We start from the raw sequence: 16409 nt of genomic DNA, 5'->3' as shown, positions 1-16409 counted from the left end.
CCAGCAGGCTAACTCAGTTCCCGAATCGCTTCCGCAAGTCGTGGCTCGATAGCGTCAGGGTCAGGGGCTTCTATCGTGAGTTTCGTGTGTCGCTCGTCGGCATCGGTCATCTCCGAGAGCAGCCCGGCATTGCGGTCGACTTCTAGGTACACCGTGAGCCGGTCATCGTCGAACACCGGGACGATTTCGACCTCATCGACCTGGTCGGCGAACTCGCCGCGCTGGGGCCGGAACTCGAACTCCTGCGCGAAGTTCGCCGAAGTAGTGAACAGGCTCCCGGCTGTCGCCTCACAGGCCGAGGCATGGAGCGAGAAACCGAGCGAATCGAGCGCGTCGAACACCGCCTGCGTGCGGTGTGTCGGTTCGACTTCGATGTAATCCTCGTCGCCGGGGTCGACCGCCATCGAGATGTCGAGGCCGGTTTCGATTTCAACGGCCGTCGAGCGCGTGGTCACCGGCGTCTCCCGGGGAATATCGATAGTAGTCTCGAAACGTCGTTTCTCGCCCGCTTCGATAGTGAACGGCTCCGTGAGCTGCCACTGGTCGATGATGGCGTCCTTGTACCCCTCGTCGGACTTGTATTCAGTTTCCAGCGCGAAGTAGACCGCATCGATGTTCTGGTCTGTCGATCCGCCCTCAACATGGACTTCGGCCCGGACGGATTCACCGGCTCTGACGGAATCTGTGGGCAAAACCGTGTCTACCGTAGCAGACCCGATGCCGATTCTGGAGAGCACGTCTTTCATTGGCATTGTTCAATTCAGCCGTCATATGGTATAAGGCTCAGGGAGTTGCAGGGCGAATAAATAGTCTGTCGGCGGATACAGACACGTCTGCGTATGGCGGCCGGTCAGCACACAGGGCCGGCCACAGTGACCGGCATCTGCAACAGAGAGACACTCGATCAGGTATCAGAAACATCCTGACCAAGTATGACAAGCCCTGCAGTGTTGTTGTCCAGATCAGTCAAGGAGTGAGCGCGGAACTCATACCGCTGTTGCTGACCGCTGTCGAGGCAGAGGCTGGCCGTGATAGTCGTTCGGCCAGTGCGGAGCGCATCGTCAACCGCGTCAGCAATCGTCTCCCGCTCTTCGTCGGGAAACAGGGCAGTTATCGGCGTTCCGACGGCTGTCTCTTCGGTGTTCCCGGTAAGCTTGAGTGCACGATGGTTACAATGCTTGAGGCGGCCATCTATATCGGTGACGAACAGCGGCTCATCGAGCGCATCAAGCGCCTGTTGCATGACGGCCCGTTCTTCGCGTAACTTCTGCTCACGGGTGTAGCGTTCGGTGATATCGGTAAACGCGACGACAAGCTGCTCAACCTCGCCGTCTCTGATGATCGGCGTGGTATTGACTTCATGAACAACGTCGCCGACTGGATGAGTAAGTGTCACCGTATATGTAATTGTCTCACGCATGGCGACACATTTCCGATACGCGCCGGCGACCGCTCTGGAATTCTCGTAGCCGAGTGCCTCCTGTGGGGTCTTCCCGATAAGTTCCGACTCTGCAAGTCCGGTAAACTCAAGCACCCGTGAATTACACCGCCGGAAGCGAAACCCGTCTTGTTCGACATCAACAAGCAAGAGCCCGTTCCGCGCGTTCTCGAAAACGGCAGCATACTCCTCTTTGGTCTCGCGTAGCTGTTGTTCTGAGCGATTGCGGGTGACAGCGTTGTTAATGCGGTTGGCCAGTAGCTCGTACTGCTCAGTCCCGGATTGTTTCTGTAAGTAGTCAGTTGCACCGGCAGAGATCGCATCGCTTGCGATTTCTTCGCTTCCTCGGCCAGTAAACAGGATGAATGGGAGCTTAGCGTGTTCCGCCCGGACGGCCTCTAAAAACTCAAGTCCGTCTATCCCGGGCATCTCAAAGTCAGAGACAATGCAGTCAGGGGAGAGGTCGCTGAGCAGCTGTAGCCCTTCTGTCGCGCTTGCGGCAGTCACCACGTTGAACCGACTGTCCTTGCGTTCAAGTAGGTCGGCAGTCAGGCTAGCAAGCCCCTTGTCGTCGTCAACGTGTAGAATATCAACGCCCCCCATATGTCACGGTGGGCTTGTACTGGATTATTTCTTTCTATCACTTAGAATACAATCTTCAGCCGGAAACCCACGGCAGAGACAGCGATTTGACTGCATGGGTCGTGCTACACTGTGATAGAGTATTAGCGCTCCCCACATCTGTATTCTGCTAATATGACACTATCCGGGTCACTCAAACCGCTCGATGTGTAAAGGAGAATATGACCGAGTGGCGTGACGCGTCGGACCCCGCCTGCCCGGAATGTGGCGAGCCGCTGGAGCCCACGGCAATGGCCTGTCCACACTGTAACGCGTCGCTACTCACTGACGAACAGGCCGAAATGCTTGACGAGCGCCTGACCGAGACGCTGGAGTCGATGGATTCCGGGACGCCAACGTGGGCGGTCGCGCTCACTGGCCTCTCCCTCGGTATCGCCATTGCGCCGCTCGTGCTGTACGCCGTCGTCATCCTCGTCGGCGACCTCTCGCTTCCCGTGGCCGTCGGCGTCCTGTTAGCGGGCTGGCTCGGCCCGGCGGCGTATCTCTCGCGGCTTCGCAATCCCAGTGAGGTGCTTGCCCGCGGGCTATACCTCGTCGTCGCCGGCGTGGCCGTGGTTGTGCTTGTGGTCGGCTACGAAGTCCTCCTGTCAGATGGGCCGTCGGTGGTCTCGGAACAGACCGCGCTTGTATCGCTCGGTCTGGCGATTCCGGCAGCACTGGGGGCGCTCATCGCACGCCGTGCCGCTCGGCGGGCTGACCGGCAGGCCCGCGGGGAACCGGGGCCACTGCACGAGCGCTTCGGTATCGACGACGACGAGCCCGACAACTGAAAACGCCTAAGCGGGCCGCCGTTCTCCACCCGTGCATGCGACTGGAGGAGTACTGGGGCATCGGCCCGAAGACGTCCGAACTGCTCACCGAGGAGCTAGGCGTCGAGCGGGCCATCGAGGCCATCGAGTCGGCGGATACACGAGCGCTAACTACGGCTGGCCTCTCCCGGGGGCGAGCGACGCGCATCCTCCGGCGGGCGACCGGGGCCGAGTCGATGGACCTGCTCGCCACCAGAGATACCCGCGACGTGTACAAGGAACTGCTCGACCTCGCCGAGGAGTACGCGGTCACGGCGGATGCGGCGGACAGCATCCGGGTGCTGACGCCGCTGCCGACCCGCGAGGCGATGGCCGAGCGGCTGGACGACGTGCTCGAAGCGCGGGACACCTGGGCTGACCTCTCCGAGTCGGACCAGCGGGCCGTCCTCAGCGCGTTCAGCGCGTACGACGCCGGTGGGGGTGAACTGGCCGCGGTCGACGTGGCGCTCGCCCTCCGGGACACCGGCATTGAAAACGGCGTGTTCGAACCGCTAGCGGCCCTCGACGGCGAGTCGCTGACGGCCGGACGGGCGGCGCTCGCCGGGCTCGCGGGCGACGGCGAGTCCGTCGGCGAAGGGGCCGATGAAGAACTCGACCGCCTGCGCGACCAGCTCGGACAGATAGAGGACCTTGCAGCGGCATCGATGGAAGTCGTCGAAGCCGTGCAAGAAGGCGCACGGCGACCCGACGAGTTCCAAGACGCGCTCGTCCGTCATGTCACGAGCGAGACGGGCATCGACGCCGCCCGCGTCCGGGATGCGATGCCCCGTGAGGCGACCGACGCGCGGGACTTCGTCGACGTGGCGCTCCGAGACCTCCGGAACACGCTACGAAGCGACGTACAGAAGCGAGAGGAAGCCGTTGCCGACCGGCTGGAAGACGACCTCGCGGACGCCCGTGAAGACATCGACGCCGCAGTCAAGGCGGTGGACGACATCGCCTTTTCTGTCTCGCTCGCCCGCTTTGCCATCGCGTTCGACCTGACAAGGCCCAGCTTTGTCGAGGACCGCAAAACTATCGCGGTGAAGCGAGCACGGAACCTCACCATCGCGGACGTAGAGAGTGTCCAGCCGGTCACCTACGCTATCGGCGACCACACGCTAGAGTTGGACCGGGCGAACCAGCCGCCCAGCGGCGACCGGGTGGCTGTCCTGACCGGCGCGAACTCCGGCGGGAAGACGACCCTGCTGGAGACGCTGTGTCAAGTGCAACTGCTGGCCCAGATGGGGCTTCCGGTTCCCGCTGAGGCCGCCGAGGTCGGCATCGTCGACACGGTCGTGTTCCACCGTCGGCACGCGTCGTTCAACGCCGGCGTTCTCGAATCGACGCTGCGCTCGGTTGTGCCGCCGCTGACCGAGAGCGACCGGACGCTGATGCTCGTCGACGAGTTCGAGGCCATCACCGAACCCGGCTCCGCCGCCGACCTCCTCCACGGACTCGTGACGCTGACTGTCGACCGCGACGCCTTGGGCGTGTTCGTCACCCACCTCGCGGACGACCTCGAACCGCTGCCCATCGAGGCCCGTGTCGACGGCATCTTCGCAGAAGGGCTGAATCAGGACCTCGACCTGCAGGTCGATTATCAACCTCGCTTTGGGACCGTCGGGAAATCCACGCCGGAGTTCATCGTCTCCCGACTGGTCGCGAACGCGAGCGACCCGGTCGAGCGCAGCGGGTTCGAGACGCTTGCCACAGCCGTCGGTGAGGAAGCGGTCCAGCGGACGCTTTCGGACGCGCTCTGGACCGACGAGTAGCGCGGTTACGACAGCGAACTGGCGACAGCCCGCTCCTCCGCTTCGACTGCCTCGGCGACGTTGTCAAGCAACTGCCGAACTTCTCGACGGTTGTACCAGCGGATGAGCGGCGCGAGGAGGAACTCCGGGAGCGGCCCCGGAACATCGTAGTCGGCCGTATACATGAGTCGCGTGCCACCGCGCTCCGGTTCGAACCGCCAGTCGATCCGCCCCGTCAGGTCGCCGTCCATGTCGTAGACGATTCGTTCGGGCGGCTCGTACATCGATGCTCGGACCTCGCCGTTAAACGTGAGTCCGAACATCCTGTACTCGTAGGCGGCGCGGTTCCCGCTGTTCGGCAGCCGCTCGATGCGCTCGGCGCGGGACAAACTTGGCGTGACGGCCGCCTGATTCGACGGTTCGTCCATGAACGTAAAGACCGTCTCGACTGGCGCATCGAGCCAGCGGTCGTCGGTGGTGTGGACCGTCATATGTGGGAGTTCGCGCTCCAGTATCTTACAGGCTCGGCCACACAGGCCAGCAGACTAGTCCGGATACGGACGACTGCGACCGGGTCCCGGGGCTACAGCCGCCGGGTGCGGCGTGACTGTGCTCTGCTCTTCGAGTCGCGTCGCCGCCTGTCGATGACAGTGGCGAGGTAGAGGTTGTGCATACGTGTGGAATTCCCGGCAGGACTCGAACCTGCGCCGGGCGAGAGCCCGGGTCCGGTTGGGATATTCGGGAAGACGGGAGAGAGTGGAGGGCTGCGCTTACGCGTCACCGGTCACGTCGACGCAGTTGACTGCCATCACGCCGAACCCCGCCTGCAGGAGTTCGGTGCGGCCGTCGGCAGTGTTCCGTTCGTCGTCGACCCGCAGTGTCAGCGACACATCGGCGTCGACCCGGATGTCGGTCCAAGTGGGACGCACGCTTGTCACACGGTCAACGGCCACGTCTTCGACGCCGTCGACGGCCGCAAGGACGCCGGCGACACCGGCTTCGAGGGTCTCGGACCCGCCACGCGGAACGCGCAGTGATACGTCGGCCGATACCTCGGTCGGGGGAGTCGCCTGCAGCGACATAACGCCGACGGCCGGAGTCGAACCGGGCCGAAAGGGCACTCACCAATCGAGTCGCGTCGGTCGGGGACTGCGCGGGTGGCGGGCGCGTACGTCCGGCGCGGAGCGGCCGGTAGGGGATTCCCACACCGGGACGATGGGGAACCCGAGGGCTGGACAGCGAGAGAGCGACACGATACAGTGCAGGCTCAGGGCCGAGTGGCGACACGCTGACAGACCACACTGGGCGGTGCAGGCCTCTCAGACGGAGCGGCCAAGCGGGGGGTAGAGCCTCGCCGCTCGACAGTGAGCCAAATCGAATCCCCACCGCAGTGCGGCGTCCGTGAGTGGGACGCCGGTCCCACGGCGGCGAACCAGTCTATGGTGCCACGGGCGGAATCTTCACCGAGCGGGTGTCCGCGGCGACCCGTTCCCCGATAAGGGATGCATACTCGACCGTAGCGTCGAGGCTACGTTCGATGGCCGACCGCCCGCTGTACAGCCAGCGAGCGAACGACGTTGGCGCGGGAACGGGAATTGCGTAGGTCATGGGTCACCACGTCGGTGAAAGCGACGTATATGTGACCAGAACTGGTGATATATTAAATCTGTTTCAGACATGATACCAAATAACAACCATTCGGCGGTCGCTGGCAAGACAGCAATCGACAGCCGGTGTCAGTCGGCCGCTGCTGGTTGCTGTGGCGGAGCCGGTCCATCGGCACTCGTATCGCCGTGTGAGGCCGTGCCTGCCAGCGTCCGCGTGGAGTTCCCCACGACGAGCAGACTGCTGGCCGTCATCGCCAGGGCCGCAAACAGCGGGTTCAGGACGCCAAGCAGCGCGAGCGGGAGCGCCACGGCGTTGTAACAGAACGCCCACGCGAGGTTCTGGCGGACCCGCGTCCGGGTTGCAGCTGTCACCGAGAACACGTCAGGGACGGCTCGCAGGTCGTCCGTCGTTACGACCGCGTCTGCCGCATCGGCGGCCAGTGACGTGCCCGACGCCATAGCGATACCAACGTCGGCGGCAGCCAGCGCCGGGGCGTCGTTGCTCCCGTCGCCGACCATCGCGACGGTTCCGCGGGACTGTAGTCGCTCGACGACTTCGGCTTTCGCCTCGGGCGGCACCCCAGCGAACACCTCGTCGACGCCGTCGTGGCGCTCGAACGGAGTGGCGGCTTCGGGCCGGTCGCCAGTAATGACAACCACGTCGCGGTCGCGAGCAAGCGCCGAGACAACTGACTCCCAGTGCGAGCGGAGCCTGTCGCCCGCAACAAGTACGTCTCGCGCTTCGCCGTCCCAGCCGACGAGCGCCGGGACACGCCCGTTCTCGGTCGCGCGTTCACACCGGCTCCGGAGGTTGGCGGGCACGTCGAACCCGAGGTCGTCGAACAGTGCTTGCGTCCCAACGACAACGTGGTCCCCGTCAACCGTCGCACTGACACCCTGCCCCGGGTGTTGTTCGAACCCGGAGATATCCGCGTCCGGGACCGGCACGGCGTCCGTCACAGCCTCGGCGACGGGATGCTCCGCGAACTGCTCGACTGCAGCCGCCCGAGCCATCGCCCCCTCGTCGGCCCGCTCCAGCAGTTCCATCTCGCCGGTCGTCAGTGTGCCCGTCTTGTCGAAGGCGACCACGTCCGCGTCGGTCGCGGTCTCGAACACCGCGTCGCCGGTGACGACAGTCCCGCCGTCGAGCGCCCGACGGATACCGGCCGCGGTCGCAAGCGGCGTCGCCAGCCCCAGCGCACAGGGACAGGAGACCACGAGCACCGCCAGCCCGGTCAGCATCGCGTCCGTCAGCGTTGCGCCGGTGACGAGGTGCCCGCCGGTGGCGAGCACAGCCAGAACGACCACCAGCGGGACGAAGACGGCGGCGATGCGGTCGACCAGCCGCTGAACGCCGCCGCGCGTGCTCTGGACCTCCCACAGGAGGTTCGTCAGCCGGTCGACGGTGCTCTCGGCGTCTGGCCCGACCCGCACGACGACGCCGCCCTGCGTGACCAGCGACCCGCCGATGACCTCGTCGCCGTCCGTCTTCCGGACAGCCAGCGACTCGCCGGTGACGAGTGACTCGTCGACAGCAGCAGTCCCCTCAAGTACAGACCCGTCAACGGGAATTCGCTCGCCGGAGCGGACGACGACTTCGTCACCGGCCGACAGCGACCCCACGTCGACCTCCTCGTGGCCCCCATCGGTGCGCCGTCGCGCGCTATCGGCCCGCTGTGTGGTGAACTCCGTGAGCCGGTCCAGCGCGCGTCGCCGGACCCGGTCCTGATAGTAGTCGCCGACCGAGACGGCCATCACGATGACCGTCGCCACGTCGAAGTACACCTCTGTATGTCCCAAAATGACGGCGACGACGCTGTACAGGAAAGCGGTCACGGCAGCCATCGCCACCAGCAGATCCATGTTCGGCCGGCCGGCCCGGAGGCTGACGTAGGCCCCGCGAAGCAACGGCCACCCGGTGTACCCGACCACAACACCGGTCATCACGGCCATGTTCCACAGCAGGTAGTCCCCCGCCTGCCCTGAGGGGTCGAACAGCAACAGGGACGAATCGACGCCGAGATAGGCCGGGTAGAGAAAGAGGATGTACCACAGCATCGTCATCATCCCGAAGAAGCCGCCGACGATGAGACGCCCCTCCAGTTCGTACTCGTCGTCGGTTTCCGTGGCCTGCAGGCTGGCGTCGTAGCCGGTGCCGGCCACTACCTCGGTGAGGTCCGACTCCGAGAGCGCATCAGCGTCGTAGGTGAGTTTCATCGTCCCCGTCGGGTAGCTGGCGGCCGCGGCGGCAACCCCGTCGTGGTCTGTGGCCCGCGCTTCGAGGAACGTCTCGCAGGTCGCACAGTGCATCCCGTCGACAGAAACGAAAGTCGTCTCGCCGTCGGCGTCGTCCGGGTCGGGGCCAGTGTCGGCGGCGTCGCGGGTCTCCGTCGCCGGGTCGTCGAGCGTCCGTGCGACTTCCAGACAGCCGCGACAGCAGAACGTCCCCTCGACCGCGTCGTCGGTGACTGGCGCATCGACCGGCAGGTCACAGAGCGTGCAGTGAGTCATGTCCAAGGCATCGGCAGGGGTGGTTTCGGGATAGCAATACCAAACGCCGCCAGTCCGTTCGACAGCGGGACGAGCGCGAGCGCGATGAAAACGATACCAAGTGCCCGGTGCAACGTCGCGCGGTGGCCCGGCGACAGCGTGCCAAAGGCGGTCCCGTAGGCGAACACCAGCGGAAACGTCCCGAGGCCAAGCGCGGCCAGCGAGAGCCCGCCGGTGAACGCAGAGCCGGTCGCAAACGCGTAGAGGAACGCCGGGTAGAGCAGCGGACAGGGGAGCAAGCCGTGCATCGCGCCCAGTGCGACCATCCCCGGGCCGTCGACCCACCGGTCGACTCTGGCGACAAGCGACGCGGAGAGTCGCTGGAACAGGTCCCCGACCAGCGGTAGCGACCGGGCCACGTCGACGGCGCGGCCACGGGAGAGATACCCCAGCCCCACGGTGATGATAGCGAGGCCGACGAACACCCCGACGGCCCCCCGGACAGCGGTCCCGAGGCGCGCAAGGCCGGCGACGTCGTACAGCACACTGCCGGCAGCGCCAAGCACTGTCCCGACGAGCGCGTAGCTCAGCGTCCGTCCGGCGTTGAACAGCGCGTGCTGACGTATTTCGTGGCTTGATACTGGCCCGCCGTCGTCAAGTCTATCGGCGTAGGTGGTGACTAACGGTCCGCACATCCCGAGACAATGGACGCTCCCGACGAGCCCAAGCCCGACGAACGCCGCGAGGCCGGCTGTCTCACCGGAACTCAGCCCCGCCGTCCCGAACTGCATATCAGGCGGGACTCGGCTCTGTCGGTTTTGTCATCAGGAACAGACTACCGGCAATGATGACGACGCTGATCAGCGAAAGCGCGACGATGGTGCGGCCGGTTCCCTGCATATAGTACGCGACCGGCGCGAGTCCGAGCAGCGCCAGCAACGTTACGAGCCGAGGGCTTGACGCAGACATATCTGGCCGTACGTTAGAGGGAATATAAAAAGAAATGGGTCGTTCCTGACGACTGAAAACACCATCTGGGGTTTTTTTAGGTAATCTGCTATTCTCCCAGATATGGTACGGCACGAAGCTAGAAGCAGCCAGCTGCCAGATTCGCACGACGCGGTGGGGGTGCGACAATGGCGCTGAGTCGGCGACAGTTCGTCGGTGCCGCAGCCGGGACAGCGGCGCTGGCCGCGACCGGCACGGCGACAGCACAGGAGGAACCGGACTACGGCGGCTGGTTCGACGACGTTTCGAACTACGACGGGACCGTCGACAAACGAGGCCAAGACACCGTCACGATCACCGTCGGCGCGCAGGGTAACAACGGCGCGTTCGCCTTCGACCCGCCCGCCGTGATGGTCAGCCCGGGCACAGAGGTCGTCTGGGAATGGAATGGAGAAGGTGGCGGCCACAACGTCGTCTCTGACGGCGACGGGCCGCTCAATTCCGGAAGCCCGGTCAGCGAGGCCGGAACGACCTACAGCCACACCTTCGAGTCGGAGGGAATGTTCAAATACGTCTGTGTCCCCCACGAAACGCTTGGGATGAAGGGCGCTGTCGTCGTCCGGTCCGGTGGCACCGGTGACGGCAGCTCCGGCGGACAACAGCAGCAAGGCCCACCCGAGAACCCGGATTACGGCGGCTGGTTCGACGATGTTTCGAACTACAACGGAACGACTGTCGACAGGACCGACGCCGATAGCGTCGAAATATCGGTCGGCGCACAGGGCAACAACGGCGCGTTCGCCTTCGACCCGCCAGCGGTTCGGGTGACACCCGGCACCGAAGTGACGTGGACCTGGACCGGTGAAGGCGGCGGTCACAACGTCGTCTCAGACGGTGACGGCCCGCTTGAGTCCGGTGACCCGGTCAGCGAATCCGGGACCACATACAGCCATACCTTCGAAGAGATGGGCGTGTACAAGTACGTCTGTACACCCCACGAATCGCTCGGGATGAAGGGCGCTGTCGTTGTCGGTGGCCCGCTCGATGGTAGCGGTGCCGGCAGTGGGGGCGAAAGCGGACAGGAGGGTGGCGGTATCGAACTCTCCGGCCCGCAGTGGCTTCTCTCAGGCTCGGTCCTGCTGGCGTTCTTCTCGCCGCTGCTGTTTGCCGTTGCGATGCGACGCCGCCAGAACGGGCGGCCGCCACAGACGGGAGACAGTGGCGAGCTGCGTCGGGCGACCGGCCCGGAGCCGGTTGAAGAGGCTGCAGAGACTGAACCGGCCGTTGAGCTGGGCCACGACGAGTACGACCCGAAGGGAACAGCGGCGCTGGTCGCCTTCTACTTCGTGTTGATCGGCCTGCTGTGGGTGTTCATGTACTTTGTCGAGTTCCTTGGCCGTGTCTCAATAATCGGGTGATATCATGCAGGTCCATAGATTCGAAAAAGTCTGGCTCGGTGCAGCGCTACTGCTCATCGTCGGTTTCATTGCAACCATCGCGTACGGCTCGGTCGGCGTTGGTGTCGGAATGGTCGACGATTCGGGCGGACAAATAAGTGCGGAAGCGGTACAGAACGGTAACACTGGGACTCAGTTCGACGACCCCGGTGTCGTTCAGACGGGCGAAGATAAGTACACCGTGTACGTCGTCGCCCGGCAGTTCCAGTTCGTTCCAGGAAGCGGTGACAATCCGGTTCAGGTGCCAGCAGGTGCCAACGTAACGTTCAGGGTGACCAGTGCAGACGTGGTGCACGGCTTCTCCGTGGTCGAAACCAACATCAACACGATGGTCATCCCGGGACAGGTCTCTGAGGTCTCGGCCCGGTTCAACGAACCCGGTACCTACGGGCTTATCTGCCACGAATACTGCGGGGCGGCCCATCACACGATGGGTGGCTCCGTCGAAGTGGTCCCGCCAGAGGAATACGATATGCAACAAGAGAACATTGACCAGTCTGCGGATGATGCACAGGCTCAGGAGGAGGCGGATCAGTAATGGTGTTCGTCGACTCCTATCCGAAAACGTCGAAGCTCGTCCGTAGCGAGTTCATTGTGGCATTCGCCGCCCTTGGAATCGGTGCGCTGTTTGGCATCATCCAGTCGCTTCACCGCACTGGCGTGTTCCGCGGGTTCATCAGTTCGGCGGACTACTACACGATCCTGACGGGCCACGGCGTCTTGCTGGCGCTCGTGTTCACCACGTTCTTCATCGCGGGGCTGTTCACGTGGGCTGTCGCTAACAGCCTCGAACGCGAGTTGCCACACCGCATCGCCTGGTCGGCCTTCTGGATAATGCTCACGGGAACAGTGCTTGCGGCCGTGTCCATCATCGGCGGTCTCGTCGGTGCGCCGTCGATTCTGGGTCACGACCTCAAAGCGGATGTGCTGTTTACCTTCTACGCCCCGATGAAGGCGCACCCGGCGTTCTACATCGGTGCCGCGCTCATTATCGTCGGCTCGTGGGTCGCCGGCCTCGCGTACTTCAAGGCGCTGTGGGAGTGGCGGTCTGAGAACCCGGGTGAGCGAATCCCGCTGCAGACGTTCATGGTCGTAACGACGATGCTGATGTGGTACGTCTCCACCATCGGCGTCGCCGTCGAGGTCGTTGCTTTCCTCATTCCGTGGTCGCTCGGACTGATCCAGAACATCGACCCACTGCTGACGCGGACGCTGTTCTGGTACTTCGGCCACCCGGTCGTGTACTTCTGGCTCATGCCGGCGTACCTCGTCTGGTACACGATTCTGCCGAAGCTGGCTGGCGGGCGACTGTTCAGTGACCCGCTGGCCCGCGTGGTCTTCGTCGCCTTCCTGCTGCTCTCGACCCCGGTCGGCTTCCACCACCAGTACACCGACCCCGGGATTCCATCGGGGTACAAGTTCATCGCGATGACAAATACGATGTTCCTGCTGTTGCCCTCGCTGTTGACCGCGTTTACCGTGGTCGCCTCTGTTGAACACGGGGCTCGCCAGCGGGGTGCAAAGGGCTACCTCTCCTGGCTTCGGAATCTGCCGTGGGGCAAGCCTGCCTTTGCCGGCTGTATGCTCGCCGGCCTGATGTTCGCAGCAGGCGGCTTCTCCGGTATGATCAACGCCGGGATGAACATCAACTACCTCATCCACAACACCATCTGGGTGCCCGGCCACTTCCACCTCACCGTCGGGACGGCGTTCGCGCTGACGGCAATGGCTATCAGCTACTGGCTGGTCCCACAGATTACGGGGAAGAAACTCCAGCTGCGGGGCCTCGCTTCGCTTCAGCCGTACGTCTGGTTCGTGGGCATGGCAGTGATGTCGAACGCGATGCACCGCGCTGGCCTCGCGGGCATCCCGCGACGGACTGCCGAACCAACGTACGACGAGTTCGCGTTCGAGGGCGTCGCCGGAACGGTCGGCGAAATGCGCCTTCAGATCGCCATCGGCGGCTTCCTCCTGTTCGTCGGCGCAGCGATGTTCCTCATCGTCATGGCCGACACCCTGCTCGCTCGCCGTGGCGGGACGCTATCGGTCAACGGCCACATTCCAGAACCGCTGTCCGGCGCGGACCACAGCCCACGCATTCTGGACAACTACAAGCTCTGGACGGCGATTGCCCTGCTGCTCATCGTGATTGCCTACGGGCCGCCACTCGCCAGCATGGTTGCTGACGGACTATTCGCACCCGGTAGCCCGCCAATCCCAGTCTAACACCACTTCATTACTCTCTCATCATGTTCGAAGACGTCGACGGTCCGGAGCAGAAGACGCTGTTACGACTCCTCATCATCGTCGGAATCGGCTTGCCGATCCTCATTGAGGTCGTTACCTTCGGGAGTATGATGGGGCATCACCTGATGGGAGACACTGGGGGTGAGGCGGTCCCTGAAACGCCGACAGCGGCCGAATCCGGTGCCAGCGTTGGTGACCCGATTCTGGAATCCGCCAACGTCTCAGCCCGCATCGATGCGGCGTCTGTCGTCACCGCTGACGAGGGGTGGCGGTTCACGCTCACAGTGAACGTGACAAACACCGGGTCAGACCCCACAGCGGTTCGTCTCGACAGCGTTACCACCCGCAGCGGAGAGACAGTTGCGGACACCGCGAGCACTGGACAGCTACCAGTGGGGGACACTGACGACGTGACCAAGTCGTGGCTCCTCCCGCCCGGTGAGCGCCCGGGCACCGTCGCTGTAACGGTGTTCGTGTACCCGGACGGGGAATCAGTACAGTCGACACAGTACACCGTCGCGCTCGGCGACATCCCCGTTTCGAACCGCTGACCGCCTCACCCGTCGACAGGGTCGCCACAGGACGGACAGGTGTCCGCGTCGGGCGGCAGCGACTCGCCGCACTCGCTACAGTACGACTGCCCGGCGTCCCGGCCGCCCGGCGTGAAGACGGACGTATCATCCATCCACGCTTCGTCGGTTGCTGAAGCAGCCTTATTCGTATCGTCGGGCCCCGCTGTCTCCGAATCAGTGTCTGTCCCGCTGTCGTCACCCGCCGTTTCCGGTTCTTCCCCGCTATCCGATGACTGCGCGTTGTCCGGTGCCGATTCGTGAGCGGGCGGTTCCGCCGCCGGGACCTCGTCGGGCGAAAACACTCGGGTCCCGGTGTGTCCCAGTGACTCTTCGTCGCTACCAGTATCTGCGGTGTCAGCCCTGTCCCCAGTCTGTTCCCGAGAGTCTGATTCAGCGTTGACAGTCCGCTCGGCAGTTGGACGCTCGGTGCCGCTTTCCGCCGTCCTGACCGGTGGCATAATCGGGAATCGCTGGTCCGGACGGCGCTGCGGGTTCGAAAGCGGCGCGCGAATTCTGACGACGGTCCCGGCGAGCAGCTGGAAGAAGAGGTACGCACTCGCCAGCACACCCGGGACGGCAACTAACAGGGGTGTGGCCTGTGCTGGCTGGACACCGGTCAGTTGGAGCGCTGTTTCAACCACGGGACTGATGCCAGTCTGGGTCAGCCACGGGGACAGCGCCGACAATACGCCTGGTGCGGTGACCGTCTGGACCAGCCACCCAGTACTAAGCGAGACTGCGCTTACAAACACCAGCAGCGACAGGAATGTGGGGACCGAAAGTGTGTACACACGGTGGCCGTACGCGACGGTCCGGACGACCAGATGCACTGTTCCGAACAGTGCAATCACCGTGAGCGGGCGTCGCTGACCGAGAATGAGACTTACCAGCAGGCAGCCAAGGAGCACACTGCCGGGGATAGCGAGCAACACACTCGGGTGGTCCAGCCGATACGCGTCGGCAAGGTTGCCGTGCCTGTTCCGGAGCCGTCGGTTAATGAGGACGACGGTCGCCAGTGACGGACCGACGAGCCAGAGACCGCCGGCAAGCACAGTGCGTAGCGAAACAGTTCGGCCAGCAAGTGTCACAAGAACAGTTTGTTCGAGTCCCGAGAACTGCGCCAACAGCAGCCCCGTCGCAAGCACCCAGCCACCGTAGACGAGCCATGCCAGACCGACACCCACAAACAGCCAGGTTTCAGTTCGCAGTAGTGCAGCGGACTCGCGGAGTTCCAACCCCAGTCGACCACGCTCCATCAGCCTGATATTTTCCGACCGACCGCTTAATTGTGGGTGGTCACGCCGCCCGAATCGTCATCGTCACAACACCTGACAGTTCGAGTTCATCGCCCGGTTGGATCGGTTCCCGGTCGCCTTTCTGCAACTGGGTCTCGTTCAGCCGCGTCGGGTTGTCCCCGAGGTCGACCAGATAGTATCCTTCCGACTGGCGGTCGAACCGGACGTGTTCGCGGTGGATTCGAACCGCTTCGTCTTCCGGTCGCCCGGCGTCCAGTAGCGCCGCCCGGATCTCCCGGCCGATGCGGTCCCCGTCCTCAACAGTGATGTCTCGACCCTCGACCGAGAGGACGAGTTTGTCCGGTACGGTTGCGTCATCGGTGGACTGTGACGCGAGTGTGTCGACGGCGTTACCCGTAGCTGCTGACTCACTCTCTGTCTCAGCGGTAGTTGCCGACCCTGCTGTCGAATCAGCCGTCGACGTGTCACGCCCGCCACGATGTGCGTCTAAATCCTCCCCACAGTTGACACAGAAACTGGCGTCGTCGTCGACAGCGGTGTCACAGGACGGGCACGCGTCAAGCGACCCGTCATCCCCCGGTGTAATATCCTGTACGTCGGCACCGCAAGCGACACAGAAATTCGCGTCGGCGTCGAGTTCGCGGTCACAGTCCGGACAGGTAATCGTTGCCGAATCGTCATCTGCCTCCTGAGTTTCGTCGAATATCTCGTCGTCCCCATCGGAGTCACTGCTTGGCTGATCCGGCGTGTCGTCGGCCTCGTTGTGTTCTCTCTCGGTGGTCGGCTCGGCCTCAGTGTCGGCTTCCATTTCGTGTTCTGTCGCCGTCTCCGTCGTCCCCACCGTCTCGTCTTCGGCCTCGGGTGCCCCAGTGTCCGAGGCCGCATCCGCCGATGCTTCGTCGTCGCTATCATCGTCGACAGTGTTCCCACCCGGGGTGTCGGTTTCGTCGCTAGCCGCCACCGACCGGCCATCCATCGGGTCCGCCTCGTCCGTGCCTTCCGGTATCAGATCAGCGTCGTCCGGCACCCCATCGTCAGTCTCAAAATCAGCAGCGCTTTCGTCGGTGTGTTTCCACTCACCACAGTCCGGGTTTGTGCACCATCCGCCCGCGACTGTCGGATCAAAGTCCTCGTCGCATATGGGGCATTTTACCGTGCGGTCGGATTCAGGCATGGATTTCGTTAGGTCCTACAAAGTCGAGAAATAAAA

Annotated in this window: 16 protein-coding genes; 6 read left to right on the top strand and 10 right to left on the bottom strand. The window is 63.7% G+C overall.

Annotated features, from left to right (window positions below; translation table 11 throughout):
- Positions 1–8: 8 nt before the first annotated feature.
- Complete coding sequence (locus G9C82_RS00445) at positions 9–746, bottom strand: sporulation protein (protein ID WP_127013813.1); 738 nt, start codon at positions 744–746, stop codon at positions 9–11.
- Positions 747–904: 158 nt separating this feature from the next.
- Entirely contained in the window at positions 905–2041 is a 1137-nt protein-coding gene (locus G9C82_RS00440) for a PAS domain-containing protein (RefSeq protein ID WP_127013083.1), read from the bottom strand.
- A 200-nt stretch (positions 2042–2241) separates the two neighbouring features.
- On the opposite strand from G9C82_RS00440, the gene G9C82_RS00435 reads away from it, so the two are divergent.
- Together G9C82_RS00435 and G9C82_RS00430 are read left to right on the top strand one after the other, a co-directional pair.
- The gene (locus tag G9C82_RS00435) at positions 2242–2850 is read left to right on the top strand and encodes a zinc ribbon domain-containing protein (RefSeq protein ID WP_007190132.1); all 609 of its coding nucleotides are present in this window, start codon (positions 2242–2244) and stop codon (positions 2848–2850) included.
- 35 nt (positions 2851–2885) lie between these two features.
- Positions 2886–4643 carry a DNA mismatch repair protein gene (locus G9C82_RS00430; protein ID WP_127013082.1) on the top strand — a complete coding sequence of 586 codons (1758 nt, stop codon included), beginning with the start codon at positions 2886–2888 and terminating at the stop codon, positions 4641–4643.
- 5 nt (positions 4644–4648) lie between these two features.
- Here G9C82_RS00430 and G9C82_RS00425 read toward each other — a convergent pair whose 3' ends face one another.
- The 6 genes from G9C82_RS00425 to G9C82_RS00400 form a co-directional block, all read right to left on the bottom strand.
- On the bottom strand, positions 4649–5113 hold the full coding sequence (locus tag G9C82_RS00425) for an SRPBCC family protein (RefSeq protein WP_127013081.1): 465 nt from the start codon (positions 5111–5113) through the stop codon (positions 4649–4651).
- Between the two features lie 279 nt (positions 5114–5392).
- Positions 5393–5704: a hypothetical protein gene (locus G9C82_RS00420; RefSeq protein ID WP_004960882.1), complete on the bottom strand. Its 312-nt coding sequence runs from the start codon at positions 5702–5704 to the stop codon at positions 5393–5395.
- Positions 5705–6059: 355 nt separating this feature from the next.
- Complete coding sequence (locus G9C82_RS00415) at positions 6060–6230, bottom strand: hypothetical protein (protein WP_004960881.1); 171 nt, start codon at positions 6228–6230, stop codon at positions 6060–6062.
- Positions 6231–6358: 128 nt separating this feature from the next.
- A complete protein-coding gene (locus G9C82_RS00410; RefSeq protein WP_127013080.1) occupies positions 6359–8740 on the bottom strand; it encodes a heavy metal translocating P-type ATPase in 2382 nt (793 codons plus the stop codon).
- The gene (locus tag G9C82_RS00405; protein ID WP_004960875.1) at positions 8737–9510 is read right to left on the bottom strand and encodes a sulfite exporter TauE/SafE family protein; all 774 of its coding nucleotides are present in this window, start codon (positions 9508–9510) and stop codon (positions 8737–8739) included. The genes G9C82_RS00410 and G9C82_RS00405 overlap by 4 nt, the downstream gene beginning before the upstream one ends.
- Before the next feature lies 1 nt (position 9511).
- Positions 9512–9688 carry a hypothetical protein gene (locus tag G9C82_RS00400; protein ID WP_164734733.1) on the bottom strand — a complete coding sequence of 59 codons (177 nt, stop codon included), beginning with the start codon at positions 9686–9688 and terminating at the stop codon, positions 9512–9514.
- A gap of 167 nt (positions 9689–9855) precedes the next feature.
- On the opposite strand from G9C82_RS00400, the gene G9C82_RS00395 reads away from it, so the two are divergent.
- From G9C82_RS00395 to G9C82_RS00380, 4 genes are read left to right on the top strand one after another with little or no spacing between them, the layout of a single operon-like run.
- Positions 9856–11085 carry a halocyanin domain-containing protein gene (locus tag G9C82_RS00395; RefSeq protein ID WP_127013079.1) on the top strand — a complete coding sequence of 410 codons (1230 nt, stop codon included), beginning with the start codon at positions 9856–9858 and terminating at the stop codon, positions 11083–11085.
- Positions 11086–11089: 4 nt separating this feature from the next.
- A complete protein-coding gene (locus G9C82_RS00390) occupies positions 11090–11662 on the top strand; it encodes a cytochrome c oxidase subunit II (RefSeq protein ID WP_004960864.1) in 573 nt (190 codons plus the stop codon).
- On the top strand, positions 11662–13350 hold the full coding sequence (locus G9C82_RS00385; protein WP_007190126.1) for a b(o/a)3-type cytochrome-c oxidase subunit 1: 1689 nt from the start codon (positions 11662–11664) through the stop codon (positions 13348–13350). The genes G9C82_RS00390 and G9C82_RS00385 overlap by 1 nt, the downstream gene beginning before the upstream one ends.
- A gap of 23 nt (positions 13351–13373) precedes the next feature.
- Positions 13374–13922, top strand: coding sequence for a hypothetical protein (locus G9C82_RS00380; protein ID WP_004960860.1), 549 nt, complete (start codon positions 13374–13376; stop codon positions 13920–13922).
- Positions 13923–13927: 5 nt separating this feature from the next.
- Here the strand turns inward: G9C82_RS00380 and G9C82_RS00375 are convergent, their stop codons facing one another.
- A complete protein-coding gene (locus G9C82_RS00375; RefSeq protein ID WP_127013078.1) occupies positions 13928–15199 on the bottom strand; it encodes a zinc-ribbon domain-containing protein in 1272 nt (423 codons plus the stop codon).
- Between the two features lie 40 nt (positions 15200–15239).
- The gene (locus G9C82_RS00370) at positions 15240–16373 is read right to left on the bottom strand and encodes a zinc ribbon domain-containing protein (protein WP_127013077.1); all 1134 of its coding nucleotides are present in this window, start codon (positions 16371–16373) and stop codon (positions 15240–15242) included.
- Positions 16374–16409 lie beyond the last annotated feature (36 nt).

Origin of the sequence: Haloarcula sp. R1-2 (assembly GCF_011627385.1) — an archaeon.
GTDB classification, from domain to species: Archaea; Halobacteriota; Halobacteria; order Halobacteriales; family Haloarculaceae; genus Haloarcula; species Haloarcula marismortui.
Note: the sequence above shows the minus strand (reverse complement) of the source record. Positions and strands in the feature narration are given on the sequence as shown.